31 protein-coding genes and 1 other RNA gene are annotated in these 26,508 nt (G+C 38.4%); 8 read left to right on the forward strand and 24 right to left on the reverse strand.

Annotated features, from left to right (window positions below; all coding sequences use genetic code 11):
• Positions 1-77 precede the first annotated feature (77 nt).
• Complete coding sequence (gene ytrH, locus ACI3K6_RS17865; RefSeq protein ID WP_335477462.1) at positions 78-416, forward strand: sporulation membrane protein YtrH; 339 nt, start codon at positions 78-80, stop codon at positions 414-416.
• Positions 413-916, forward strand: coding sequence for a sporulation membrane protein YtrI (ytrI, locus tag ACI3K6_RS17870; RefSeq protein WP_335477463.1), 504 nt, complete (start codon positions 413-415; stop codon positions 914-916). Before ytrH ends, ytrI begins: the two co-directional genes overlap by 4 nt.
• A 38-nt stretch (positions 917-954) precedes the next feature.
• Here the strand turns inward: ytrI and ACI3K6_RS17875 are convergent, their stop codons facing one another.
• Positions 955-1,887: a DHH family phosphoesterase gene (locus ACI3K6_RS17875; protein ID WP_435555904.1), complete on the reverse strand. Its 933-nt coding sequence runs from the start codon at positions 1,885-1,887 to the stop codon at positions 955-957.
• Between the two features lie 98 nt (positions 1,888-1,985).
• On the opposite strand from ACI3K6_RS17875, the gene ACI3K6_RS17880 reads away from it, so the two are divergent.
• Positions 1,986-2,303: a YtpI family protein gene (locus ACI3K6_RS17880; protein WP_335477465.1), complete on the forward strand. Its 318-nt coding sequence runs from the start codon at positions 1,986-1,988 to the stop codon at positions 2,301-2,303.
• A 46-nt stretch (positions 2,304-2,349) separates the two neighbouring features.
• Here ACI3K6_RS17880 and ACI3K6_RS17885 read toward each other — a convergent pair whose 3' ends face one another.
• The 3 genes from ACI3K6_RS17885 to ACI3K6_RS17895 all read right to left on the reverse strand — a co-directional run bounded on the left by ACI3K6_RS17885 (position 2,350) and on the right by ACI3K6_RS17895 (position 4,784).
• A complete protein-coding gene (locus tag ACI3K6_RS17885; protein WP_435555905.1) occupies positions 2,350-3,669 on the reverse strand; it encodes a DRTGG domain-containing protein in 1,320 nt (439 codons plus the stop codon).
• A 117-nt stretch (positions 3,670-3,786) separates the two neighbouring features.
• Positions 3,787-4,023 (reverse strand): hypothetical protein, encoded by a 237-nt coding sequence (locus tag ACI3K6_RS17890; protein WP_335477467.1) that lies wholly within the window; start codon positions 4,021-4,023, stop codon positions 3,787-3,789.
• Between the two features lie 83 nt (positions 4,024-4,106).
• The gene (locus ACI3K6_RS17895) at positions 4,107-4,784 is read right to left on the reverse strand and encodes a metal-dependent hydrolase (protein WP_435555906.1); all 678 of its coding nucleotides are present in this window, start codon (positions 4,782-4,784) and stop codon (positions 4,107-4,109) included.
• A 203-nt stretch (positions 4,785-4,987) separates the two neighbouring features.
• Here ACI3K6_RS17895 and ACI3K6_RS17900 point away from each other — a divergent pair, with 203 nt between their 5' ends.
• The gene (locus tag ACI3K6_RS17900) at positions 4,988-6,085 is read left to right on the forward strand and encodes a M24 family metallopeptidase (RefSeq protein ID WP_435555907.1); all 1,098 of its coding nucleotides are present in this window, start codon (positions 4,988-4,990) and stop codon (positions 6,083-6,085) included.
• 109 nt (positions 6,086-6,194) lie between these two features.
• Positions 6,195-6,391, forward strand: a non-coding RNA gene (gene ssrS, locus ACI3K6_RS17905) — 6S RNA.
• A gap of 341 nt (positions 6,392-6,732) precedes the next feature.
• Here ssrS and ald read toward each other — a convergent pair.
• The 4 genes from ald to ACI3K6_RS17925 all read right to left on the reverse strand — a co-directional run bounded on the left by ald (position 6,733) and on the right by ACI3K6_RS17925 (position 8,878).
• Positions 6,733-7,848 (reverse strand): alanine dehydrogenase, encoded by a 1,116-nt coding sequence (gene ald, locus ACI3K6_RS17910; protein WP_435555908.1) that lies wholly within the window; start codon positions 7,846-7,848, stop codon positions 6,733-6,735.
• A 107-nt stretch (positions 7,849-7,955) separates the two neighbouring features.
• Positions 7,956-8,285: a hypothetical protein gene (locus tag ACI3K6_RS17915; protein WP_435555909.1), complete on the reverse strand. Its 330-nt coding sequence runs from the start codon at positions 8,283-8,285 to the stop codon at positions 7,956-7,958.
• A gap of 31 nt (positions 8,286-8,316) precedes the next feature.
• Complete coding sequence (locus ACI3K6_RS17920) at positions 8,317-8,520, reverse strand: hypothetical protein (RefSeq protein ID WP_435555910.1); 204 nt, start codon at positions 8,518-8,520, stop codon at positions 8,317-8,319.
• A gap of 199 nt (positions 8,521-8,719) precedes the next feature.
• Positions 8,720-8,878: a hypothetical protein gene (locus ACI3K6_RS17925; RefSeq protein WP_435555911.1), complete on the reverse strand. Its 159-nt coding sequence runs from the start codon at positions 8,876-8,878 to the stop codon at positions 8,720-8,722.
• A 103-nt stretch (positions 8,879-8,981) separates the two neighbouring features.
• Here ACI3K6_RS17925 and ACI3K6_RS17930 point away from each other — a divergent pair, with 103 nt between their 5' ends.
• On the forward strand, positions 8,982-9,434 hold the full coding sequence (locus tag ACI3K6_RS17930) for a universal stress protein (protein ID WP_335477474.1): 453 nt from the start codon (positions 8,982-8,984) through the stop codon (positions 9,432-9,434).
• A gap of 119 nt (positions 9,435-9,553) precedes the next feature.
• Entirely contained in the window at positions 9,554-9,868 is a 315-nt protein-coding gene (locus ACI3K6_RS17935) for a hypothetical protein (RefSeq protein WP_435555912.1), read from the forward strand.
• A gap of 36 nt (positions 9,869-9,904) precedes the next feature.
• Here the strand turns inward: ACI3K6_RS17935 and ACI3K6_RS17940 are convergent, their stop codons facing one another.
• The 9 genes from ACI3K6_RS17940 to sppA all read right to left on the reverse strand — a co-directional run bounded on the left by ACI3K6_RS17940 (position 9,905) and on the right by sppA (position 17,368).
• A complete protein-coding gene (locus ACI3K6_RS17940; RefSeq protein WP_435555913.1) occupies positions 9,905-10,417 on the reverse strand; it encodes a MogA/MoaB family molybdenum cofactor biosynthesis protein in 513 nt (170 codons plus the stop codon).
• A complete protein-coding gene (locus ACI3K6_RS17945; RefSeq protein ID WP_435555914.1) occupies positions 10,414-11,256 on the reverse strand; it encodes an EcsC family protein in 843 nt (280 codons plus the stop codon). Before ACI3K6_RS17945 ends, ACI3K6_RS17940 begins: the two co-directional genes overlap by 4 nt.
• 100 nt (positions 11,257-11,356) lie before the next feature.
• Complete coding sequence (locus ACI3K6_RS17950) at positions 11,357-12,547, reverse strand: acetate kinase (RefSeq protein ID WP_435555915.1); 1,191 nt, start codon at positions 12,545-12,547, stop codon at positions 11,357-11,359.
• A 221-nt stretch (positions 12,548-12,768) separates the two neighbouring features.
• On the reverse strand, positions 12,769-13,755 hold the full coding sequence (locus tag ACI3K6_RS17955) for a class I SAM-dependent methyltransferase (RefSeq protein ID WP_435555916.1): 987 nt from the start codon (positions 13,753-13,755) through the stop codon (positions 12,769-12,771).
• Between the two features lie 85 nt (positions 13,756-13,840).
• Positions 13,841-14,341 carry a thiol peroxidase gene (gene tpx / locus ACI3K6_RS17960; protein ID WP_435555988.1) on the reverse strand — a complete coding sequence of 167 codons (501 nt, stop codon included), beginning with the start codon at positions 14,339-14,341 and terminating at the stop codon, positions 13,841-13,843.
• A 220-nt stretch (positions 14,342-14,561) separates the two neighbouring features.
• A complete protein-coding gene (gene ytfJ, locus ACI3K6_RS17965) occupies positions 14,562-15,053 on the reverse strand; it encodes a GerW family sporulation protein (RefSeq protein ID WP_435555917.1) in 492 nt (163 codons plus the stop codon).
• A gap of 14 nt (positions 15,054-15,067) precedes the next feature.
• A complete protein-coding gene (locus ACI3K6_RS17970) occupies positions 15,068-15,748 on the reverse strand; it encodes a DUF2953 domain-containing protein (protein WP_435555918.1) in 681 nt (226 codons plus the stop codon).
• A gap of 81 nt (positions 15,749-15,829) precedes the next feature.
• Positions 15,830-16,348: an RDD family protein gene (locus ACI3K6_RS17975; RefSeq protein WP_435555919.1), complete on the reverse strand. Its 519-nt coding sequence runs from the start codon at positions 16,346-16,348 to the stop codon at positions 15,830-15,832.
• A gap of 12 nt (positions 16,349-16,360) precedes the next feature.
• Positions 16,361-17,368, reverse strand: a complete 1,008-nt coding sequence (gene sppA, locus ACI3K6_RS17980) for a signal peptide peptidase SppA (RefSeq protein WP_435555920.1) — start codon at positions 17,366-17,368, stop codon at positions 16,361-16,363.
• 163 nt (positions 17,369-17,531) lie between these two features.
• On the opposite strand from sppA, the gene ACI3K6_RS17985 reads away from it, so the two are divergent.
• The gene (locus ACI3K6_RS17985; protein WP_435555921.1) at positions 17,532-18,332 is read left to right on the forward strand and encodes an NAD kinase; all 801 of its coding nucleotides are present in this window, start codon (positions 17,532-17,534) and stop codon (positions 18,330-18,332) included.
• Positions 18,333-18,356: 24 nt separating this feature from the next.
• On the opposite strand, the gene rarD is transcribed toward ACI3K6_RS17985, so the two are convergent.
• The 7 genes from rarD to refZ all read right to left on the reverse strand — a co-directional run bounded on the left by rarD (position 18,357) and on the right by refZ (position 26,488).
• Positions 18,357-19,277 (reverse strand): EamA family transporter RarD, encoded by a 921-nt coding sequence (rarD, locus tag ACI3K6_RS17990; RefSeq protein ID WP_435555922.1) that lies wholly within the window; start codon positions 19,275-19,277, stop codon positions 18,357-18,359.
• A gap of 126 nt (positions 19,278-19,403) precedes the next feature.
• Complete coding sequence (gene mbcS / locus ACI3K6_RS17995) at positions 19,404-20,993, reverse strand: acyl-CoA synthetase MbcS (RefSeq protein ID WP_435555923.1); 1,590 nt, start codon at positions 20,991-20,993, stop codon at positions 19,404-19,406.
• Positions 20,994-21,143: 150 nt separating this feature from the next.
• Complete coding sequence (locus tag ACI3K6_RS18000; protein WP_335477486.1) at positions 21,144-21,347, reverse strand: alpha/beta-type small acid-soluble spore protein; 204 nt, start codon at positions 21,345-21,347, stop codon at positions 21,144-21,146.
• Between the two features lie 98 nt (positions 21,348-21,445).
• Positions 21,446-22,654, reverse strand: coding sequence for a tRNA uracil 4-sulfurtransferase ThiI (thiI, locus tag ACI3K6_RS18005; protein ID WP_335477487.1), 1,209 nt, complete (start codon positions 22,652-22,654; stop codon positions 21,446-21,448).
• Positions 22,651-23,796, reverse strand: a complete 1,146-nt coding sequence (locus tag ACI3K6_RS18010) for a cysteine desulfurase family protein (protein WP_335477488.1) — start codon at positions 23,794-23,796, stop codon at positions 22,651-22,653. The genes thiI and ACI3K6_RS18010 overlap by 4 nt, the downstream gene beginning before the upstream one ends.
• A 103-nt stretch (positions 23,797-23,899) precedes the next feature.
• Entirely contained in the window at positions 23,900-25,585 is a 1,686-nt protein-coding gene (gene ezrA, locus ACI3K6_RS18015; protein WP_435555924.1) for a septation ring formation regulator EzrA, read from the reverse strand.
• Between the two features lie 270 nt (positions 25,586-25,855).
• A complete protein-coding gene (gene refZ / locus ACI3K6_RS18020; RefSeq protein ID WP_335477490.1) occupies positions 25,856-26,488 on the reverse strand; it encodes a forespore capture DNA-binding protein RefZ in 633 nt (210 codons plus the stop codon).
• Positions 26,489-26,508: the final 20 nt, after the last annotated feature.

The following is a 26,508-nucleotide window of genomic DNA, read 5'->3' on the forward strand; positions in this document are numbered from 1 at the left end:
GTAACATATTTGTTTTTACTTGTCCATATAATGAAATGAAACAGGATTTTAATCTGTACAGGGGCGGCGGTTTGGACATGAAGGAGATCGGTTTTTTTCCCGCTTTTATTGAAAGTTATTTTATTGCATTAGGTGTTGTGCTAGGGGGAGCATTAATTGGCGGTATCGCCTCGTTTATTACAGGCCAGCCACCGTTGACAACGGTTTATCGATTATCATCTGCTCTACGGATTTGGGGAATCGTAGCAGCTATTGGTGGAACCTTTGATACTGTTTATACCTTTGAGCGCGGGTTATTTAACGCAGATACAAGAGATCTATTTAAACAGTTTTTACTGATTCTCTCTGCACTAGGCGGAGCCCAAACAGGAGCACTGATTATCAATTGGCTAACACAGGAGCATATTTCATCATGAGAATTCCGCCCTATTATCGAAATCCGACATGGCAACGGTTCTTTTCCGGAATGGCCATTGGCGGGGCAATCAGCTGGTGCATTTTTTTATATATTCATGGTGTCTGGCAGGAGGAAAGCTCAAAGTTAATCCAGAGCCAGCAAAAGGAAATAAATGACCTGGAAAATGAAAAAAAAATTTGGCAGGAAGATTATGAAAGGCTTAACAAAGAAAATATAGATAAATTAACCGTTCAAAAAATAAACATTAGGATCATTAACTGGGAAAGATATAAATTGGATGACTTTAGTGTTTTTCAAACCGAGGATTTGGTTAAAGATGACCTAAGTGTAATGCTGGCCAAAGATTTGGAGACCGTTTCGAAAAGTAAAGATCTCATTAAGAAAATGGTTGAAAATAAACCGATTAAAATTAATGAAAAGCGCTACAAACTGAAAGTCAAGGAGATGATCATTTATACAACCTTGACGATCAATCTTGAAATTCAATTTGATGAATGAGAAACGGCCGCCAATCGGCCGTTTTCTCATTCTAACACTTATTGACAAACAACATTTAATTCCTTAAGGACATCCTCAACTTCATCCCAGGAATAAATGGAGGCTCCTGAAGCAAGCGGATGACCGCCACCATTGAATTTTTTTGCTATGCCATTGATCACCGGTCCTTTGGAGCGCAATCGAACTCTAATTTGGTCATGCTCCTCGATGAAAAAGACCCAAGCCTTTATCCCTTTTACATTACCAAGATCACCAATCAAAAGAGAAGCCTCAGATGGCCTAACGTTATACTCTTGAAGTAATTCTTTTGTTAATCGAACCGAAGCAACCCCGTTATCCTGCATCACGAAATTTTGCAGGATATAGCCATTTAATTTGATGATATTGGGATCAAGCTCGTACATTTTATCAAACAATTCTGGACGGGAAAAATTGTAGTGTATTAACTCGCCGGCATAAGCAAAAGTTTTATCCGTTGTGCTCGGGAACAGAAATCTTCCCGTATCCCCCACAATCCCAGCAAAAATTAATCTTGCTGCCTCATCATTTAGCTTTAATCCCTTATCCTTGCCATACTGATAAAATTCATAAATCATTTCACTGCATGAGCTGGAACTTGTGTCCACCCACAATAAATCTCCATACGGATCCTCATTTGGGTGATGATCAATTTTAATTAACTTATCACCAAGTGAAAACCGCTCGTCACATATTCTAGCTGCATTCGCTGTGTCACAAACAATGACTAAAGCACCCTTATAAACCTCATCAGAAATTTGGTCAAGCATCCGCATATAATGTAGGGTTGGTTCATCTTTTCCAACAGCATAAATCTGTTTTTCAGGATAGGATGCTTTTAAAATTTCTACTAACCCACATTGGGAACCGTATGCATCGGGATCAGGACGAACATGACGATGGACGATAATGGTTTCATACTTTTTAATGGTTTCTAAGATTTGTTCTTTCATATGTATTTCTCCTAACCTTCTTTCCTAAAGCCAATAGTGGCATTTTCTTTATATTCACGGTAAAATAATAATGATTTTTTAAACTGGAGGAACAAATTATGCCTATTTTTGTGTTGTTAATTGGATTTGCTCTTGCCTTCTATATATTTTATAAAACAAAATACATTCGAAGCAAGTTTCCTGTTGAAAAGAAATGGCTTTCGGCAAAATCTAATATTGCTCTAGGACTGTTTGTCTTCTTTTTTGGAGTCAATTATTTTTTCAACATTGCCGAAACAATCTCTAACTATTTAATTGCAGGTCTGTTTATTATTTATGGAGGTATTTTCAGCTGGATTGGCTATAAAAAATATAAACACTACCTGCCATTTGCCATTGAGGAAGCAGAAATGGTCAATGCACAAAATGAAACATAGCCGCTCCTACGATTTGAAGCGGCTTTTTTGATGGGTTCATTTACGTTTAAGTCCTGTCAATCAATTGGCAAGTCATCATCGCTTTTCCAACTAAAACTCCATCATTAAATACTTCTACATCCACTTTACCAAATTTTCTCCCTACTTCAAGAATTCTTGGATAAATTTCCAGAGAACTTTCCATTTGGACTGGTTTAATAAAATAGATGGACATACTTTCGACCACTAAGTCGCCTTTTTTGTAACTGCGCAATACCCGGTTAGCAGCATCGGATACAATCGTCGTAAAAACACCGTAGGAAATGGTGCCAAGATGATTGGTCATTTGCGGAGTTACCTCAAGAGTGAAGACATCTTCTCCCTTTGCTCGGCCCTGCATCAAAACCATTTGATTCGTCACAATATCATCCAATGTCTCCCCCACTTGAGGTTGACGTTGATTCATTTGTAGTGCTTTTAACACATCTTGACGGCTGATAATTCCTTCAAGACGGTTGGAATCATCAGCAACAGGAAGAACTTCAATCCCTTCCCATACCATGGTATGAGCGGTTGAAGCAACACTTGTTTTCCCCGTAACTGTCATGGGCTGTTTGGTCATGATTTTATCAATGGAAGCATCTAAATCCTGACCCAAAACATCCTTGCTTGTCACCATACCTTGAATCTTCATGTTTTGATCCACAACAGGATAACGGCTGTGTGTGGTTTGTTGATTTAGCTCATGCCAGCGAGAGACCTTTTCATTTGTTTTAAGAAAAAAAGTGTCCGAAATAGGCGTTAAAATATCCTCTACTAAAATAATTTCCTTTTTTATTAATTGGTCATAGATGGCACGGTTAATCATCGTTGCAACAGTAAATGTATCATAGCTAGTAGAAATAATCGGCAATTCTAACTGATCAGCAATTCGCTTTACATGATCTTCTGTATCAAACCCACCTGTAATTAAAACAGCGGCACCGGCTTTTAAAGCCAGTTCATGGGCCTGCGTCCGATTCCCTACAATTAATAGGTTGCCGGCCTCAGTGTAACGCATCATCGCCTCTAGCTTCATCGCACCAATGACAAATTTATTGAGGGTTTTATGCAAACCGGTTCTTCCACCTAATACCTGTCCGTCAACGATATTTACGACTTCCGCAAAGGTAAGCTTTTCAATATTCTCCTTTTTCTTGCGTTCAATCCTAATCGTTCCTACACGCTCAATTGTACTGACATATCCTTTATTTTCAGCTTCTTTAATCGCACGATAGGCCGTGCCTTCACTTACATTCATCGCCTTGGCGATTTGTCTGACTGATATTTTTTCTCCAATCGGAAGCTCATCAATATATTGTAAAATTTGTTCATGTTTTGTAGCCAAGACCTTCACCCTTTTTAATTGAATTCCAGCCCATCCGGTAACCAGAATGTTCTAAATTTCATTATAAGGTGAAAAAAGTCTTGATTCAATGCGGTTTCTCACTTTGTTCAATTATTCTCAAAGATAGGATCGTGTTTTCTTCTTTCCAGACTCTATCTGAAGCTTGCGAACTTGCTTTTTTGGCGAATAAAGCAGAGCTGTAAGATTCCCCGCAATAACCATTAATGCAAAGGCAAGCCAAGCAATCGAAAAAATCCCAGGAGCGCCTTCAGCATGAATGGAAAGCCTTGGTAATGCGAAATATAACATAAAACCACAGAGTAGCAGACAAAGCAAATACCTATTTTTTTTCAACAAGAATTCCTCCCTTTTAAGACTGCTTGTTTCATCTTTATGCTTCTGGAAGGAAAAAAAGTATGATATTTACCTATCCTTATTTAAATTTCCATGATATCTCCAGGGTTCATCACTTTTCCGTTCTGATCTTCAAGCAATTGAATAAATTCTTGAGGATCCTGTTTAATAGGAGGGAACGTATTATAATGTATCGGGATGACTGTTTTTGCCTGTAGTAATTGTGCCGCATAAGCCGCATCTTCAGGTCCCATCGTGAAATTGTCTCCAATCGGCAGAAATGCCACATCAATCGGATGACGCTCACCGATTAACTTCATATCAGAAAACAATCCTGTATCCCCGGCATGATAAACCGTTTTATCCTCATTCATATACAAAATTCCGGCAGGCATCCCGCCATAAACAAGTTCATTCTCCTTTTCGAAGCTTGACCCATGGAATGCCAAAGTTAATTTTACCTTGCCGAAGTCAAATTGACGGGAACCGCCAATATGTAACCCATGTGTTCTGATTCCCTGCCAGCCTAAATAAGTAGCAATCTCGTGATTGGCCACAACAAGCGCATTATTTTTTTTAGCCAACTCCACTGTATCCCCGACATGGTCATTGTGAGCATGTGAAAGAATAATCACATCAGGCTTTACCTCATCCACTTTTAAATCAGTTAAGCTATTTCCTTTAATAAATGGATCAATTAATATTGTCTTTCCATTAGACTGAATTTGAACAACCGAGTGCCCATGATAAGAAATTCTCATATTGTCATTCTCCTTTCAATGGATCATATTTATTTATTTCCATATAAAAACATGATTTCCTTCCTCTGTTATACCCATAATTATTCTGATTTAATGCAAGCCTACTTTGATAGTTTACTTTTTCTACCGATATTGGTACTCTCTAATTGGATTTTATTTTTGGCTCTGATAAACTTGGGCCTTATTTATAGGGGGAAGAGAAAATGAATCAACGATTGGAAAAGCTTCAAACATGGATGAAAGAAAATGATATTGAAGTGAGCTTCCTCACCTCTTCAGAAAATGTTTTTTACTTAAGCGGTTATTTTACCAACCCTCATGAACGCTTGCTTGCCCTTGTGGTATTTCAAGAGGCTGAACCCTTTTTAGTTTGCCCGGCGATGGAAATCCACGATGCCAAACGTTCCGGCTGGGAACATGAAGTCATCGGCTTTAGTGACATCGATAACCCATGGGAGTTAATCGGCAAATCGCTACAAAAGCGCGTTCAACATGTCGCCAGGGTGGCCATTGAAAAAGAGCATATGAATGTGGAACGCTATGAACATCTTTCACAGCTATTTTCGAATGCAGCCTTCTTCTCAGCCGAAGAGAAATTGCGCGAGCTTCGTATGATTAAAGATGCAAAGGAAGTAAAAATAATTGAAGAGGCCTGTGCTTTGGCTGATTATGCAGTGCAGTACGGCTGCAGCGAAATTAAGGAAGGGAAAACAGAACTTGATGTCCTAAATGCACTAGAATATGCCCTCAAACAAAAAGGAGTGACAGAAATGTCCTTTGCCACAATGGTTTTAACCGGTGCTAATGCAGCTTCTCCACACGGCAATCCAGGACAAACTAAAATTCAAAAGGGCGACTTGGTGTTATTTGATTTAGGGGTAGTGGTGGATCGTTATTGCTCTGACATTACCAGAACAGTGGCATACGGTGACATCAACGACAAACAAAAAGATATTTACGATACTGTCTTAAAAGCACAATTAGCTGCAGTTGAGGCAAGTAAGCCTGGAGCTACTGCTGCGGAAGTAGACCTCACTGCCCGCAAAATCATTAGTGATGCCGGATACGATGAATATTTTCCACATCGCCTAGGTCATGGTTTAGGAATTAGTATTCATGAGTATCCGTCTCTTACTGAAACCAATCAGCTTGTTATCCAAGAAGGAATGGTTTACACAATCGAACCAGGTATCTATGTACCAAACGTTGCCGGCGTGCGTATTGAGGATGATATCTATATTACCGCGGACGGAGCAATAACGTTAACAAAATTCCCGAAAGAATTGCAGATTATTAAATAAGAGTTTGTAAGCAGTAAACACAAAGCACAAATTAGTTTTAATAGAGCCAATTAGCAAATTTGGGTGTAATTAACATTGCAACTATGGATAAATTGATGTAATATACAAATACAGGCTGCGTTGTTCGTAGTGATAATAAAGTTTTAACCTTTAAGCTGTAACAGGGAGTTTTAATATTGAAGCCGGAATGACAAGCCTTCGTCTATATGACAGGGAGGACATGCAGAAAAGCTTCTGCGAACACCCACTTTGAGGAGTGGTGGTTTAAAACTTTCTTATATGAGGTACGGCAAATGCGGCTTTCATAATTGGGTCTTTCTCGCCAGCTCTTTCATGAGCTGGTTTTTTCTTTTTATTATTGGCTTTGTTAAAGAACCCTGTTGATTGGAGCGGAAGGCACGAAGACTCCTCGAAAATGCTAACGCATTTCCTTCGTGCGTGGCGAATTCTAGGAAGATAATCAATGTCCTGTGGGAGTACGGTTCTGGGGAGACCCAGCAGGCGCAAGCGCCGAGGAGGCTCGCCGAAACGCCCACGGAAAGCGAAGTGCCTGGAGCGCAAATCAACAGCCACGTTTAACAGAGCTTTATTATTAAATGAAGGCAGCAGGGCAAAGAATTGGTTTCCTGCCCTGTTGCCTTTTATTTTTAACCAAGCAACTCCCTGGTATCTTTATAATCCATTCCATGTGCCTCTGCTACTGCCTTATAGGTGACAAAGCCGGCGAGCGTATTTATTCCTTTAAGCAGTGCTTCTTGGTCCAAGCAGGCTTGACGATAACCTTTATTAGCAATTTGTAATGCATACGGAACCGTCACGTTTGTCAGAGCAATTGTAGATGTTCTTGGTACTGCCCCCGGCATGTTGGCTACAGCATAATGAACCACACCATGCTTGATATAGGTCGGGTTATCATGAGTGGTAATTCGGTCTGTCGTTTCAAAAATACCTCCTTGGTCGATGGCGATATCCACTACCACACTTCCAGGTTTCATTCTTTTAATCATTTCCTCCGTTACAAGCTTTGGCGCCTTAGCACCCGGAATTAAAACAGCTCCAATCACCAAATCTGACTCTTTAACAGCTTCGGCGATATTGTATGGGTTTGACATTAGAGTAGTAACATCACTTCCGAAAATATCATCCAACTGTCGCAAACGATCTGGATTTAAATCAATGATAGTAACTTTCGCTCCCAAACCAATCGCCATTTTTGCTGCATTAGTACCTGCTACGCCACCTCCAATTATCGTAACATTTCCCCTTTTAACCCCTGGAACTCCAGATAGAAGAATACCCATTCCTCCATAAACTTTTTCTAAAAATTGTGCACCGACCTGGGCTGCCATTCTTCCAGCAACTTCACTCATCGGTGTTAACAAAGGCAAGCTGTGATTAGGCAGCTGCACAGTCTCATAGGCAATTCCCACCACCTTTTTCGCAATCAACGCCTTGGTCAGTTCCGGTTCAGGAGCTAGGTGCAAATATGTAAATAAAATTAAGTCTTCACGAAAATACTGATATTCGTCAGGCAGTGGTTCTTTTACCTTCATGACCATTTCCTTGGACCAGGCTTCTTTCGCAGAGTCAACTATTTTAGCGCCAGCAGCTTGGTAGTCTTCATCAGCAAAACCAGATCCAAGACCGGCTCCTTTTTCTATATACACTTCATGTCCAAAATGTAATAGGTTTACAACCCCTGCTGGTGTCATCGCCACACGATTTTCATTATTTTTAATTTCTTTTGGCACTCCTATTTTCATTGGTTTCCCTCCAGTAAAATAATGTAAGGATCTTCATTTTATCAAAATCTTTTCTAATACTAACTAGTGGAAAAGCCTTACCTAATCAAAGCAAGGCTTTTTATTTTTTAATAGTAGTATGGGTATCCGTAGTATGGATATGGATAAGGATATGGATAAGGATATCCGTACCCATATCCATACGGTGATAATAATGCTCCCGTAGCTAAACCAGCTGCAAAAGGAAAGCCAAATCCAAAACCAAATGGTCTGCCGAAGCCAAATCCCCACGGTCTTCCGAATCCATGATGGAAGCCTCCAAAACCTCCAAAGTGTCCAAAACCGCCATGTCCAAAACCGCCAAATCCATGATGAAGTCTTCCATCATTTATATCATACAAATGTTGATCTACATTCAAAGTAGTATTCATGGGCATTAATCCCATTTCTTGATTCATTGTTCCTCTCTCCTCCAATTATTATTATCTGTTAAATAAAGAACGGAAATCCAAATCCGAAACCAAATGGAACGCCGAACCCGAATGGAACACCAAAGCCAAACGGTCCTCCAAAGAAAGGACGCCCAAAACCAAAGCCCCAAGGTCGGAAGCCAAATCCTCCCCATAAGCGCGATTCATCAGGGTTATAGTTTAATGTCTGGTCATAAGGCATATTTCCTGGATTCATATACATATGATTATTCCATACTCTTCCTCCTCAAATGTAATACGTAACACACTTAAAGAATATGCATCCTATTAGGCAACTTCTTGGGTATATGCCCTGATAGTGAAATTTTTCTGTGTAAGTGCTTATAAAAATGGGATTTTATCAAGTTCAGAGGTCTTTAAATATGAAAGGGCAATCCATCTCCGGAAAGCCCCTTCATCCATTAACCCTCGGTTGTAGTAAAATCAGTCTGGTCAGCCACGGCAGTGCCTTCATCAATGTATCCACTATTATAAGAATTCATGATTTGTTCGCTGATTTCACTTACTCCATTTTCATCAAAGTCAAATGTAAATTTTTTATTCGGATCCAGTTTAGTCATTCTTACATCCCCTTTCTTGGTAAGGTACTACATTATTGTTCGAAAAGTTGAAACAGTTATTCCCTCCGGTTTACTGTATAATAATGGTAAGGAGATGATAATCATGGGACTTAAATATCAAAATATTATGGTTGCCATTGATGGTTCCAAAGAAGCAGATTGGGCATTCAAAAAAGGGATAGAAGTTGCTAAAAGGAATCAAGCCAAACTATTATTGGTTCATGTCATCGATACAAGATCATTTGCATTAGTAGAAGCCTATGACACCGTTATAGGTGAAAGAGCTGAAAAACTGGCTAAAGAAATGCTAGAAAATTATCAAAAGCTGGCATTGGAAGCTGGATTACCTGAAGTACAATTCGAAATTGACTTCGGTTCACCAAAAGTTAGAATTCCAAGAGAACTGGCCAAAAAGCATGATGTTGATTTAATTATTTGCGGTGCTACAGGCATGAATGTGGTAGAAAGATTCTTCATTGGTAGTGTATCAGAGCATATTGTTAGGTACGCTCCATGTGACGTCCTTGTCGTACGTACACAAAAAGATTTAGAATAAAGTTTTAAGTACGGAGCCCTATGGGTTTCGTACTTTTTTTGAAAACACAAAAAATATCGTGAATATTTTCACAATATGTAGTATTATTATAATAATTACACTTTTTTGGGAGGGGTATGATGAAAGAGAATTTTTCATTTGATCATCGTCTTGGGATTTATATTCCTGACATAATTCATGAATGGGAACAGTTTAGCAAGGATATTCAAGAAGGTATACTTTTTCATTGGGAAAAGATTCGCGGGTCGATTCCTGATCGAATTAGTGAGCTTGAAGCAGAGATTAACCATAAGCAAGCAGAACTTTCAGACGAAAATGACTTCCCTCGTTCCTGTCAATTAAACACGGAAATCTCCGAACTTGCTTCCATTATTAACGATCTTTGGCTTTGGTACCGTGCAAATCAACAAATTTCAGCAAAAGCTCATCACTAAAAAACTCCCTCCATTTTGAAGGGAGTTTTATTTTTCTCAAAGATCTTTTTTAATTTCACGAACAACGTGACCGATTTCCGGAAGAATCAATTTATTCATCGCCAGCTTTACCGCGCCTGTAGAACCAGGGGTAGAAAAAATGGCTGTATCGTTCACTACACCTGCAATCGCTCTTGAGAGAATGGCGGCTGAACCGATATCTTCCTGATAACTAAGCATTCTAAAAATCTCTCCAAAACCGACGATTTCCTTATCAAGCAGTTCCTGTACCGTTTCAATCGTCACATCCCGCTTAGCAATTCCTGTTCCGCCATTTGTTAAGACAACATCAATATCATCTCGATCACATGCTTTTAGGATTTCAGTTTGAATCGGGAGCGTTTCATCCTTGACGATACAATAATCAACAATATGATGACCGGCGTTCTCAAGCAAGTCAATCATTAACTTCCCGCTTTTATCGGTGTCAGGATTCCTTGTGTCACTTACAGTAATAATCTTGCAATTGATTGTTTTAGGAGCTGCGCTTTTATGTTCAATAGTACTCATTCAGATAACTCCTCTTTTTCTTTAAGATAGCGAAGTTGATAGTATTTATGGGCTATACTAGTAACTTTTCTTGTTAATTGATAATTGGCGCCAGCCCCTATAGCCATACTTACTAACGGGATCCCCTGGATTAGTTTCTTGCGAAACAAGGCGATTACAAACGCTTTTAACAATTGTTGGATTGGTTGTTCTACCCATGATATATTTGTAATTTCATCGTTTCCTACGTAAAAATAATTATGTTGGTATTGCTCCGTTTCTTTGATTAAAGCAAGCCATCCATTTTTTTGAATTTGCGGTGGCAAAGTGGCAATATGAAATACTTTTAATGAATTCATCATCTCATTAGGCGTATTGATTTCATATCCATAGGTCATGGCTATTAGTTGTACGGCTCTTATATTGATGACAGCCATAGCTGGAATATCCGTTCCAAGGAGAATTGTGCTCCCTGAGCCAGTTAAACTTCCTTGAAAAAATGAGTACAACCGATGTCTGGCCATATGCTGTTCTGCTATGTAATGTAATTGGTCTATTTCTAAATGTCGTAAGTCTTCTATTTTTTCAATATGATGATTAAAAATTCTTCCCGAAGCCAAAATGCGTTCCTTGGCATCCATTTGCAGCTGAGAACCTTGAATCAGACTGTGTAAATGAAACAACCAAGTATCCAGCATCGTAAAAAATTGCTTTTGGACCTTGCTAGGCAATAAAGAAAATGAACGTTCTAAATATTTTTCATAAGTTAACTGAAAGTCATTTGGTTCGTAGCTTAACAGCTTTTCTTCCCATTCACGGATTTCTTGCCATGCAGCCTTTTCTCTGGGAGTCAACGGCATTTCCACCCCTCCTCCAAGCCTTTTTTTTAGTATAACATAAAATAAATTCAGAAAATAAAAAGGCAATAGCTTTTTTGTTAAGCTATTGCCTTTTGGTCTATTATTCTTCAGTTAAGCGAACGACGTCACGGGCAATCATAACTTCTTCGTCAGTCGGAATTACCATAACTTTTACCGGTGAATGCGGATAGTTCACGAAAGCTTCCTTGCCTCGTACTTGATTAAGGGCTGGATCCCAATAAACACCCATAAATTCTAGTCCTTTTAATACATTAGCACGAATCACATCACTATTCTCTCCGATACCTGCAGTGAAGATTATGGCATCAATGCCGTTCATGCGGGCTGCATAAGAACCAATGTATTTATGAATGCGGTTTGAGAAAATATCCAAAGCCAATTGTGCCCGATCATTTCCTTTTTTCGCTTCAATTTCAATATCGCGTAAATCACTAGAAAAACCGGACATTGCTAGCATACCGCTTTTCTTATTTAAAACGTCCAACACTTCATCAGCCGTTTTATTTGTTTTTTCCATAATATAAGGAATTAATGCCGGGTCAATATTACCTGAACGAGTACCCATTGTTACCCCTGCAAGTGGTGTAAAGCCCATGGATGTATCAATGGATTTTCCGCCTTGAATCGCAGCAATACTTGCCCCGTTCCCAAGGTGACAAGAGATGAGTCTTAATTGGTCCAATGGACGGCCTAACATCTCAGCAGCACGTTGTGAAACATATTTATGACTTGTTCCATGAAATCCATATTTACGAATACCGTATTTTTGATAGTACTCATATGGAAGGCTATATAAAAATGAGCTTTCCGGCATCGTTTGATGGAATGCTGTATCAAAAACAGCAATGGCCGGCACATTCGGAAGAGCCTGTTTAAATGCTTTAATACCAGTAATATTCGCCGGATTATGCAATGGTGCAAGATCAGATAATTCTTCGATTTCCTTAAGGACTTCTTCCGTGATTAAAACGGAATCATTAAACTTCTCTCCGCCATGTACGACCCTGTGCCCTACTCCTTCAATTTCATCTAAAGAGTGGATAATTCCTAATGTTGTTAATTTATCCAAAAGCATTTTAACAGCCACTTCATGATCTGGTATATCAAGAGTTTCCTTAAGTTTTTCACCATTTGCTGTAATGTTAAAAATAGAATCCTTTAAGCCTATTCTCTCGATCAGCCCTTTTGTGATGACTTCCTCACTTGGCATTTCAAATAATTGAAATTTTAATGAGGAACTTCCTGCATTGATTGCAATAATTTTCGCCACTTCTAAACGCTCCTTTTATATAACACAATAATTTCAGAATCCTTTTAATTTGTACAGTTTTAGTTTGTACAAACCATCTTATGAATATTTCCCCAATTGTTCATTTAATCACTATGTATTTAGTTTTTCAAGACGAAAAATCACTGGCAGCGATTACATCATAAAATAATAAAATTCTGAAAAAGGATGATAAATAAAAAAAGGGGGCATCCGACTGGATGTCATCCTTTATTTTCCTGAAACCATTTTTCAATTTGTAAGAGGATTTTGTCCATCTCATTCCGGTTTGACAAACTTGGTAAGTTAACCAATAATGCCTGTTTTGGTGGCTGAACCTTTTCACCTTTTTTCTGCAGTACAAGTATGCTCTTTGCGGAATTTTTATTTTTAAACATATTAATGGGGAATTGCAGCAGACCTTGAATCACAACATGTTCTTTTAAGTATTCATGCAGCTTTCCCGCTTGGTCACTTTCAAAAAGTCCATTTGGAATAATGAAAAATAAGTAGCCCCCTGGCTTTGTGTATCTAACGCCCTGTTCAATAAATAAATGATGGGAGTAAGCGTGTCCTGTATCTGCGTTTAATTCAAATTCACTAGCTCTGACGTCATTTGGGTAATAGCCAACCGGCAAATCGGCAATAACAGCATCTACTTGTTCAATAAATAAAGGTTCCAAACTGTCTTGATTAAAAAATTGAATGGGCTGTTCTTGTAAATTGGCATTAATATAGGCAAGCTTTATTAATAAGTCATCAATATCAATTCCAATTGCCTCGATGTTTCGTTGTTGCAGATGATTTAATACCGTTAATAATAAATTTCCTGTTCCGACAGCAGGGTCAAGCAAGTGGAATGATGGTTCTTTAACAAATCTTTCAACCAGGTAGGAAAGCAACATGCCAACCGAATCAGGGGTCATTTGATGATTAGGCTGAATATTTTCTTTCATTCCTTTAAGAATCACAAGTTGAAACGCCTTTCGGATATCCTCTTTTGTGAACCTTTCAAGTTGGAGACTTTCATATTGTTTTTTGAGCCTTTTCACGGTTAATTCGCTTAGTTCTTCTTGTAGAATAGACCCATGGAATATATTTTCTCCGGTTTCGGCTAAAGCCTCTAAGTAAGAATACCCTACCTCTTCCTGCAAAGAAAGAGCGGTTTCATTAAATATGGTAAATAACTGTTCAATTGGAGTAATCGTCATTACTTCTCCTCCATATGTATGATTTTTTATTCATGAAGTAAACACAGCAAAGGCCCCGCCATGGACGAGGCCTTTAGAAATGATCTTATTTTGCATTTCTGGCAGCTTCAATTGCTGCTTCGTAGTTAGGGTGATTAGTTGCTTCACTCACATACTCAGCATACGTAACTGTATCGCTGGAATCCACTACAAACACAGCACGGGCTAGTAATCTTAGTTCTTTAATAGCAACGCCATAAGCCTCACCAAATGAAAGATCACGGTGGTCTGATAATGTTTGAACATTTTCAATACCAGCTGCGGCACACCAACGCTTTTGCGCAAACGGCAAATCCACACTTACAGTAAGTACTTTAACATTGTCTAGCTTGCTTGCCTCTTCGTTAAATCTACGAGTTTCGGCATCACAAACTCCCGTATCAAGAGAAGGAACGGAAGCAATTAAGCGTACCTGCCCCTTTGTATGATCTAACGTTACCTCTGATAAATCATTTGCAAGGACTGTGAAATTAGGAGCCTTATCTCCAACCTTTACCTCATTCCCAAGTAAAGTCACAGGACCTCCCTTAAACGTAACACTTGCCATTCTAACATCCTCCTTTGTCGGTATTATCAAAGTCGGCACAGATTCCATCAAATGAACCGGATAACTTTGAATATGTACAGTGTAAATATATCCTGTCAGAATTAGTTTTGCAATTATTAAGCCCTGTACAATGCTCATTCTTTTCGTTAATTCCCCCCATAAAGAAAACTCGCCTTATGGCGAGCCTGAGGCCTATATAAGCTCTTTGTGCAAAATATGGTTATTCTTTCACATCGATATTTAAATCATCCTTGGACTTATGGGAATCAGAACCATTTTGTTGTTTAGCTTCATCTCTTCTGGAGAACATTTGCTGAATTTTATCTACAGCCTGTGGTGCAAGCTCCAAAATTTTCTCATATAAATGGGTGCTTTCATCCAGGTGAAGCATCTTAACTCCTTGTGAGTTGACAATTAAGAAGGCAATTGGAGTAATGGAAACCCCGGCACCGCTACCACCGCCAAACGGCAGTTTCGATTCGCCCTGATTTTGACCTTGGCCCTGTCCTTGTCCATGGCTTTGGCTCTGTGACTCTCCCATTTTAAACTCACTGCCACCTGCAGCAAATCCAAATCCCACCTTTGAAACTGTCAAGATAACACTTCCATCGGGGGTTTCAACAGGATCTCCAATGATTGTATTGACATCAATCATTTCCTTTAAACTTTCCATTGCAGTTGTCATTAATCCTTGAATTGGGTGATCAGACATAGCAGAATCCTCCTCTATGAAATGGATTTGATTTTTTCATTTGATAAATTTGCATTGTTCTTGGAGCGCTTTTTTTCGCCTCTCCAAAATTTAATTAGTTTTAATCCTGCTAAAATAGCATGCCCGATTCGAAATTGAAACATACATTTTAACTGAGTCTGAATCACCGCTGCTTGAAAATGCGGTGTAATAGATAATTGTGGCATCACAGTTAGATTTAAAAATTTACTGAGAAGCCCGACAATACCTCCTTTTGCTGCCCATAATGCTCCAACTGCAATCCCTGTGTGAGCAGCATCCCCCACTCCAATGAACGTTTCCCATTCTAGCTGTTTAATCATAACTTTCTTAAGAAGTTTTTTAATAATTAAATTTAAATTAAAAATGCGATCAAGCAACTCATGAGTTCGTTGCCAATAACCCGTAACTTCCTTATTTGAAATTTGCTGTACCTTTTCATCGTCCTTATTCAAATTGGAATCACTTTTGACAACGATACTGGGGGAATCATCATCAATTTTTATTAATGGTATGTTCTTTTTGTACTTAATTAACCCAAACCAAATGCGAAATTCAATCGTTAAATTGTCGTTATCATTATAATGCTGGTAATGAATGAGTACCGTTAATTTAGTAAGGACCATCACTAAAACTAGTAAGACAAATGCAAGCAGGGTAATAAGCAGCCAAACCAACTCGTTCACAACCTTTCAACGTGCTAGTATTTCCCCAACAAAAAAAAAATAAACCTATCAACAATGTTGATAGGCGAAAAATTATCGTTCGATATGAACCACAGTTGTATCAGTAAACAAATCATGCAGCCCTTGCTTTTTAGGTAAGAATGCCACGATCAAATACCCTAAGATGATGGTGGCAGAAATGAATCTGCCAATCCATTCCCGAAAAATAATGGTTCCCCAAGATAATGTATCTTGGTTGACTCCAATAACTTTTAAACCAAAGACCATTTTTCCAAGGGTTTGTCGGAAGAACTTAGTCATTAAAACAAAATACAAATAAAAAATTACGGCTGATACGATGGTAACTGGTGCAAATAGGCTGTGTTCCGATAAAGACAGACCTAGTCCTCTAAAGATTGGATTCATCACAATTCTTTCCATACTGCCCACCACGACCAGATCTAACAGATACGCCCAAAAACGCATCCAAAAGCCAGCATAGTGTACAGGTAGTTTAGCATCGACACCGTTATGAACAGGAATCTCTTCCTGTTCCACATCATTCTTCAACAATGGTTCGTTGACATAATCTTGGTAATCATTCGAATTCAATGAGAAACACCTCTATTCAGCATAAAGATACATGAGGCGCGGAGAATTGGGCTTCGATAAAATTTTCATCAATCCTGCGGTTTCCGCTTGATCTCCCAACCACTGTTTTGCCTGATTTTTGAATAGAGATCCCAAGCCAAGATTATCTGTATACCGAATCACTTTTGCACCCTTTAATTTTTCATTTTTTTTCATTTCATTTATAACATCATCCAAATATCCAAAACCATCAATCAGTTTTAATTCAAGTGCCTGCCTACCATCATATATTCTTCCATCAGCAATTTTTTTCACATCAGCGGTAGACATATGGCGCCCATCGGAAATTACTTTGACAAATCCCTCATACGAATTATCAATCATTCGTTGCAGAATTTGCCTTTCTTCATCCGTCATCTCACGCGTCGGACTCATAATATCTTTATATTTGCCACTTTTGATCGTAACAAAATTGACTCCATACTTATCTGCCAATCCTTTATAATTAATCCCTTCCATAATGACCCCAAGACTCCCAGTTAACGTTTCCGGGCTGGCATAAATCTTCTTGGCGGCTGTCGAAATATAATAGCCTCCTGATGCGGCCATCGAACCCATAGAAATATAAACCGGCTTTTTCGTATCCTTTTGAATCTTAGCTAATTTAGCATGGATCTCTGCACTTTCTACTACACCTCCGCCAGGGGAATTGACTCTAATAATGATCCCCTTTATCGTGTCATCTTCTTTAATATGATTCAGCTTTTTTAGAAAATCCTGATGATTGTAGCCTGTAGCCTGTAAAAGGGATCCCGCCGAATCTCCAGTATCCTGAATCACTCCATCCACATCAAGAAGAGCAATTTTCTTAAAATCATTTCCTTCTTTGACGACCTCTTCTGTAAAAGAATCATCATCCATAAAACGGCTGAAATTTGTTTCTACTCCTTTATAGGCCGATGCTGATAAAACATTGATCAACACCGAAGCAACAAATAATACTGATGCAATCCCTAAAGCAGCCCATCTTTTTCCACTCATATGTATTCCCCCCAATAAACTTTGTCAGAAAGTCATGCTCCCTCCTATCATATTCTTTCAAAAAAATGCTAAACTAATTTGAGACTATGTTCATTTTATCAAGTTTTATTTACTTATGGTAATAATTGATATATTTTACATAAAATATCAGGAGGACCGATGAATGAGCGAGAGAAAAAACATTTTTTATTATCACAAGCGTAACGAAGAGGTTCTTGCCAAAGCAGCGCCGCTTTTTGAGGCAACAGAGAGATTTGGGTTTACGATCGTCGATGACTACAAAAATGCCAATATTATCGCAAGCATTGGTGATGATGGTACGTTCCTTCAAGCTGTACGTGCAACCGGCTTTCGTGAAGATTGTCTCTATATGGGCATATCAACAAAAGATAATTTAAATATGTACTGTGATTTCAGAATCGGTGAAACCTCTAGAATGATTGATGCTATGCTTACAGATCAATTGAAGGTACGACGTTATCCGTTGCTTGAAGTTTTTGTAAGTGGGCAAGGAACATATAATTGTTTAAACGAATTTAGCATCCGTTCCTCGATTATTAAAACACTGGTTATTGATGTTTTCCTTGATCAATTGCATTTTGAAACTTTCCGTGGAGATGGTTTAATTGTAGCAACGCCAACCGGTAGTACCGCCTATAACAAATCAGTTAATGGTGCCATTGTCGACCCACTGATTTCTTGTATGCAAGTAAGTGAAGTTGCCTCCATTAATAATAATCGCTATCGTACACTCGGGTCCTCTTTTATTGTTGGAAAAGAAAGAGCGTTAACGTTAAAAATCTTAACAGAAGAAAATGATTATCCAACAATGGGAATGGATAATGAGGCATTAAGCATCCGCCATGTTGATAAAATCCAAATTAAAATAAGCGATAAAAAATTAAAGACACTGAAATTAAAGGACAACTCCTTCTGGGAAAAGGTTAAGCGAACGTTTCTATAAAAAAGGGCTGGCGAGAATGCCTCGTCAGCCTTGAATTGATTTTTCCTTTATTCTTTTGCTAGAGAGTAAATTTGTTTTGGATAAAGAATAAATCGTTAATGCAGTCCAGATAAAAATAAATGATAAAAGCTGCACTTTTGAAAAATGCTCTTTATACATAAATATTCCTAATATTAAGGTTAAGGTTGGTGCAATGTATTGGAGAAACCCTAACAATGATAGAGGAATCTTTTGTGCTCCCTTTGCAAAATATAGAAGAGGCACTGCTGTTGCAACTCCGGCCCCGATTAATAAAAGATTAGTTCCGGCACTGGCAGTTAAAAATGAGCTATTCCCTTTGAACAATAGAATGATCAAATAAATGGCAGCAATGGGTGTCACCGTTAGCGTTTCTAATGTAAGCCCTACTGAAGAATCGACATTAATCATTTTCTTGGCTAAACCGTAAAGTCCAAAGGAAAGAGCCAAAATAATCGCCACCCAAGGGAATTGTCCATGGGAGAAGGTAATAATGAGTACACCTGTAGCAGCTAAACCAAAGGAAATATATTGATAGAAGGATAACTTCTCCTTTAAAACAATCATGCCCAATAAAATGCTGACCAGCGGATTAATATAATAGCCCAAACTTGTTTCGATCATATGACCGTTATTGACAGCCCAAATATAGGTGTACCAATTGATACTGATCAGGAAGGACGCACTAATAAGTGCATACATCTGTTTTTTATTTTGTGCAAAGCCTTTCCATGTCTTTATAAACAGTCCCCATTTTTTGGTGAACAACAGAATGATAAGCATGAAAATAAAGGACCATAAGACTCGATTCGCGAGAATTTCCTTTGCGTTTACCCCATGTAGAAGCTTCCAATAAATAGGCAGAAGCCCCCATAGAAAATAAGAAAATCCAGCGTAAATAACCCCCTGTTTTGTATTACTATTCATTATATTTCTATCCCCTATTCTTTCTAGTATCGAAATAATATTATAACGTGATTTTCGAAAAATAGGGTAATTATTTTAAAAATAAAACAGGCAATCAATTTTTCAATCGATTGCCTGTTTGTCCTATTATGACTTTTTTATCGATTCAAATTCTTTTTGTCTCAGTTCTATTCTGCGGATTTTACCTGATGTGGTTTTTGGCAGTTCCTCAACATATTCGATCTTTCTTGGATATTTGTATGGGGCAGTTAGTTCTTTTACATGCTCCTGTAATGTTTTCGTTATTTCCGCCGTATCACTTGGAGATACTCCCTCTCTTAAAACAACAAATGCCTTTACTATATATCCGCGAATTTCATCAGGGCTTGCTACTACCGCGCATTCTTTTACAAATGGGTGTTTCACCAAAGCATCTTCGACTTCAAAAGGCCCAATTGTATAACCGGAACTGATAATAATATCATCACCGCGCCCTTCAAACCAGAAATAGCCATCTTCATCCATTTTAGCTTTATCTCCCGTTACATAATAATCGCCGCGGAATTGCATAGCTGTTCTTTCCGGGTCTTTATAATAATTTTTGAATAATGCCGGTGTCTCGACATGAACCGCAATATCTCCTACCTCGCCAACAGCACATACCTGACCCATATCATTAATAATTTCGACTCGATTGCCAGGTGTTGGTTTCCCCATTGATCCCGGTTTTAATTCCATTCCTTTCGTAACTCCTACTAACAATGTGTTCTCTGTTTGTCCATAGCCATCACGAACATCTATTTGAAAATGTTTTCTAAATGTATCGATAACTTCACGATTTAATGGTTCTCCTGCCGACACCGCACTATGAAGTTTTGGCAAATGGTATTCCTCCAAATTGTTAACTTTTGCCATTAATCGATACTCTGTCGGTGTGCAGCATAGCACATTGACCTGGTATTTCTCTAGGAGGGACAAATATTTTTGCGGATCGAATTTTCCATTATAGACCAAACCTGTTGCACCAGAGCCAAGCACTGATAAAAATGGGCTCCAAATCCATTTTTGCCAGCCAGGGGCTGCCGTGGCCCAAACTGTATCTCTCTCCTCAATACAAAGCCACTTTGCAGCAGCAGTGCGCAGATGAGCAAAAGCCCAGCCATGTGTATGGACTACACCTTTTGGATTCCCTGTTGTCCCGGAAGTATAGGATAAAAAGGCCATATCATCACGAAGTGTGTCAGCAAGTGTCAGATTTTCTGAAGCGCTCTGCATTTCAGCATCCAACTGAACCCAACCTTCCTTTTCAGCTCCGACGACAAATTTCACTAATGGTTGCGTTTCCTTTAAATTCGTGAATTGCCCCGTAAATGGATGATAACTGACAACTGCTTTCACATCACCATGAGAGATTCTGTACTGCAGATCTTTTTCCCGTAACATTTCCGAACTTGGAATGACTACCATGCCTGCTTTTAAAGCTGCTAAATAGACGACGTAGGCTTCAATTAAACGCGGAATAATGACAAGAACGACATCACCTTTAGATAGACCATTTTGTGCAAAGACATTGCCAGCTTTGTTCACTTGCTTTAACAGCTCTTCGTATGTAATTTCCTCTGTGTCGCCAGACTCATTTTCCCATTTTAATGCCACTTTCCCCTGAACTTTAGCAAATTTCTCTACCTCGGAAACTAAATTATAATGTTCCGGTGCAATCAAATCTTCCCGTTTCATCCTAATCCCCCTCATTAAAAAATTTTCATCCCATGATTATTATACAAAATTATTTAAAAATTTTAAATTATTATTCAAGTGAAAATTTATTCCTATACAAAAAGAGAGTGGGAAGATCCCACTCTCTGTAGCCATCGTATTGATTTTTAATTATCGAGCGAACCCGCCTAATTGTGATTCAGCCATTGATACTAGGCGCTTAGTGATTTCTCCACCAACAGATCCGTTAGCGCGAGAAGTAGTATCAGCACCAAGATTTACACCAAATTCTTGAGCAATTTCATACTTCATTTGGTTAAGAGCTTCTTGAACTCCTGGTACTAAAAGTTGATTAGAGTTGTTGTTTCTAGCCATCTATACTCACCTCCTTGTGAGTATAGATTGTGTAGAACCAGCAAACTTCATTCTATTTAAAAATTGGTAATTATTCACATAAAATTCAAAAATAACAATTAAAATAATTCTTGAAATTCTTCAATTTTCTCTTTATATGGTTTGATGAAGACCGTTTCTGTTTCCTGAACTGCTTCTCGAATCAACGGTTCGAAATCATAATAGCTTTCATACTGATTTACTTTTTCCCGTTTTGGTTTTGTTTTAGGTGAAGCTGGTACAAACACTGTACAACAATCTTCAAATGGGCGATTTGAAATTTCTAAGGTATCTATTTCACTCGCGATTTTAATAATATCGGTTTTGTCCATCGAAATCAAGGGGCGCAAAATGGGTGTGTTAGTTACTTCATTAATGGCAAACATACTTTCAAGAGTTTGGCTGGCAACCTGCCCCAAACTTTCCCCGGTAATAATGGCTAGCCCTTCATTAATATTTCTGATTTCATCCGTGATTCTTAGCATCATTCTTCTAGTAGAAGTCATCGTATAATTTTCCGGTACTTGTTCACGTATTGCTTGCTGCACATCAGTGAAAGGCACAATATGCAGCTTAATGGAACTTCCATAAATTTCTGCCAGCTTTCCTGCAAGGTCAATAACTTTCTCTTTTGACCGTTCACTTGTAAATGGTGGACTGAAAAAGTGGACTGCCTCTATTTCCAATCCGCGCTTCATAGATAGGTATCCAGCAACAGGACTATCAATACCACCAGAAAGCATCAGCATTGCTTTTCCACTTGATCCAAGTGGTAAGCCTCCTGCTCCTTTAATCGTCTCACAAGATAAATAGACAGCTTCTTTTCTAACTTCAGCCCGAAGATTAATATCTGGATTTCTGACATCCACCTTTAATCCAGGAATATTAAATAATAAATGTCCGCCAATAGCATGATTGAGCTCATTTGTATCTAATTCAAAGGTTTTATCTGATCTCTTGGCCGTCACTTTAAAGGTTTTCCCCTCCTCGAAGAGAGCTTTAACAAGATCAAGTGAAGCCTGTTTAATGACATCCATATCTTTTTTTATCTTTACTGCCGGACTGAACGATTGAATACCAAAAATATGTTTTAATTTCTCAATGATTTCTATCCCATTTTCACCGTTTAAAATTACATACATCCGATCATGGCTTGCCTCAATTTTAATATTCGTATAGTTTCTTAAAGCAATGCGAACGCTTTTTCTAAGCTTTTCCACAAATTTACCACGATTTCTTCCTTTAGTTGAAATCTCTCCATATCGGATTAAAATACGATCATAATTCATGATTTCATTACCTCTCCTAATTGTTTTACCGTTCTCTCAATTTCTTTGATGACAGTTTTTGCTTCTTCTTCCGTATTGTCATAGGATAGGCTGAGTCTTATCGCACTTTCCGCTAACGATTCCGGAACACCCATTGCCAAAAGTGTGTTGCTCGGAGATTTCTTTTTAGAAGAGCAAGCACTTGTCGTCGAGACAAAGATTTCTTTTTGCTCAAGGGCATGGATAAACACTTCAGACTTAATTCCCTGGAGTGAAAAATTTAATATATGGGGTGCTGAGTTTTCTTGAGGAGTATTCATAATGATACCCTCGATCTTCTCTAACTCCGTTCTCAACAGCTGTTTCATGGCTTCGAGTCTCTTTAATCCCGTTTCTCTTTTCTGTAGGGTTAGGCGCAGCGCTTTGGCTAACGCAACCGCCCCGGCAACATTTTCCGTGCCACTGCGGATTTTCCTTTCTTGATTCCCTCCTGAAAATAACGGAGTAAGGTGAACTCCGTCTCGGATAAACAGGGCACCTGTACCTTTTAGTCCATGAAATTTATGTCCGGAAATCGAGTAAAAATCAATCCTGCTGTCATACAAATCAAGGTGCACCTTGCCCACTCCTTGGACCGCATCCACATGAAATAAAATCGACGGGTGCATTTTTAACATCTCACCGATTTCTTTAATCGGTTGGACGGACCCAACTTCATTATTAACCTGCATAATTGACACTAATATCGTATCTTTGCGAATAGCTTTCTCTATATCCTTAACGGAAACCCTGCCATCCTTATCGACGGGGATCAAGGTAATGTCAAATCCTTCTTGCTCCAGTTGTTCCATCGATTCTCGAACGGCCGGATGTTCAATGCTAGATGTGATTAAATGCTTGCCTTTATTACGACTTCTTCTGGCAGCTCCTTTTATAGCGATATTATTGCCTTCTGTCCCGCCAGAAGTAAAATAAATTTCGGTTGATTTTACTCCCAATAGTTGAGACACTTGCTCCCTTGCCTGAGATAACAGCTTTTCGGCCTTACCGCCAAAACTGTGCAACGATGACGGGTTGCCAAAGTAATCATAGGAAACGGTTAGATAGGAGTCCAATACCTCTTTATATGGTTTTGTTGTTGCACTATTATCAAAATAAATCATAGGATCACCTTTCTAGAGTTAAACCTCTTTGCCGAAATAAATCTTACCACAAAGAGCGGATTTTAAAAAGAAATGAAAAAAACCGACATTCATCGGTTTTCCACTAATCGAGTATTGACGTTTTAATTTTTTTGAGAGCTTCGGGGTCAATTCCCTCTAAGGTTGCTGCTGCCTGTTCTAGGGCCTCTTGATAATCATATCGTCTAAATGCCTGTTCTGCTTCCAAAAGACCTTTCGCAACAGATGGATATTGTGTGCGATAACGGTTTCCATATTGAATGGCTTTTTCGGCCAAGGTAACATTTTCAATCAGCTCAATGGTGGCATTTACCAGTTTTTCAACGGTTAACTCTGCAATTTCCAAATACTGATTTAATGCCGAAATATTGAGTGGCTTTTCTTCGAGCTGGAGCCAAACATTCTGAATGCTGTCATTTGTATCTTCAACTAAATAACTATAGTCACCTGGTAATCCCGGAACATTGCTTTTAGTGACAAGACGAACAGTTTCTTTCATCTTCTGCGCTAATTCACGCACCTTTTCCCGCGCTTCTAGTTCATCTTTCCGCAATGTCTGCAGCTTAAGCGCAAAGGAGTGCTGCCCATCCCTGATCACATCTAGTTGCTCTTTAATTCCAATCAGCTCTTCACTGATTAAAGATTGAGCTGTATTATTTAGTTTTATTTTTTCATTTAGGATATCATAGCGTTTTTCAATCGTTGCTAGCTCCGTTTGCAAGCTTCTTAGTTCTTCCAAGTCATGATCCGACAAATGATAGGTTGACTGTATATCGTGCACCTCAGCTGCCAAATGTTTATTTTCTTCTTCGGCATCTGATAGAAGATTCCCAGTCAGATTTCCATTTTTAATGATAAAATGCTTGGCATGAACTTCCTTTTCCAATAAATCAAACAATACATCAATTCTCTGTTTAACCTCAGTAATGCCTTCTTCTGCTTCCTTGATGTCTAATTTTTCTATCAAGGCTATATTTTCCGCAACCTTTTCCTCTAGGTTTTTCGTTTCCTTTTCAACGTTAACATGCTCTAAATAGTAATTCTGCTCGTTCATTTCTCGGAAACCCGCCAGCACCTCTGAAATCTGATTAGGCAACAACGACTGGCATTCAATTAAAAACTGAGGAATCACACTCATGTTATACTTAATGTCACCTAATTTACTGTGAATGCTTAGAACCACTTCTCGGGCTTCAAGATAATTGCCCTGTTCCGTTTTTTCCTCATAATCCTGGAATTTTTGAGTGACTTCGTCAAGGGCTTTCTCCAGACCCTTTTCAGCGTTTCCGAAGCTGTGACGGTGAGCCAGCAATGTTTTCTTAGATTCCCGATAAATTTCCTTTAACTCATCGATCTCAAGACGGTTTTTCTCTTCACTGCCAACCAGTTCATGAAGTTCTTCTAATATAGTATTAATTTGGTTTTCTATTCCCTGTAACTGTTCAGATATCTGATTTTGGACTTCCTTCGCCTTTTTAAAGCGATACTTGTCAATGTACTCCTCAGCATCAAACAGCATATCTTCTAAGCTTGGGAGCTTCACAGCAACTACATCATCCCACTGGTTTCGCCAATGCTCGAAAAGTTCCTCAGTTTGCCCGGTCATGTTTAACTGTTTCACTTTCGACATTTCATCGGGAATTGGCCGACTATTTAAATCAATTTTCCAAGACTCTAATCGATCCATTTCCCTAAAATACTTCTTCTTTATAAAAAATCCAAATACAAATAAGGCCAGTAAGAGGATAAAAACCCCAATGACATATTGCATGTTAAAGCCCCCTATTCCCAACAATCATCTATATAATATTTCGAATGGTTCAATTCATTGCCTTTATGATAACATGTAAACGACATTTTTTGACTAGTAATTTCAATTTTTTTGTAAAAGAAAATCAAAAAACCGCGACTTAGTAAAAAAAATGAAGAATAGTTCAATTTTAACTAAAAAAAGGGAATAATCATAATAAAAAGCACTAAACGGTAGAGGAAATTTTTTCCTCATCGTAAGTGCCTGTAGATTATTATATTTTGAAAAATTTTATTTGTATAATACTTCCTTTTTAAAATCAACCTGTCCGCAAAGATTTTTTTCAACCCACTGGTACAGATCCTTCAAATATTTTTGCTCGAAAAATTTCTCGTTTGGAAAAACATATAAAACCTCTCGGAGGTAATGTGTATTTATAAATGGCATCATTAATAGTCCTTTTAATTGGATAATTAAATAAGGAATAGAATGTGGAAGAAACTCATTCCATTCAAAGCCGCGTTCAAAGACCTGCTGAAGATAATACTTTTCCTTTACAGAATATGTCGCCATAATTTCCCTGACCATTTGAGAATCCATCGACATTTCACGATACACAAAGCTGGCCAGTTGACTGTTTTCACAATGAAAATGATGCAAATCAGCAATAATTTTTTTTAAACAAGTCTTGGCCCCTTTTTCAATGGATTGAAAGCCATTTTCAATTTTTTGAATATATTGCTCAAAAAAATACGTATAGCAAAATTCAAGCAACCCTGCTTTATTATCAAAATAGTAGGAAATAGTGGCGCTATTGACCTTGGCTGCCTTGGCAATATCCCTGATAGAAGTCCCATTATATCCTTTTGAATTAAATAAGAGAATAGCCGCCTTTACAATCTCTTCCTTTGAATTTCGCTTCATCAGTTCTCCCCCTTTAGAAC

Source organism: Neobacillus solisequens, from assembly GCF_051233465.1.
Classification (GTDB): domain Bacteria; phylum Bacillota; class Bacilli; order Bacillales; family Cytobacillaceae; genus Neobacillus.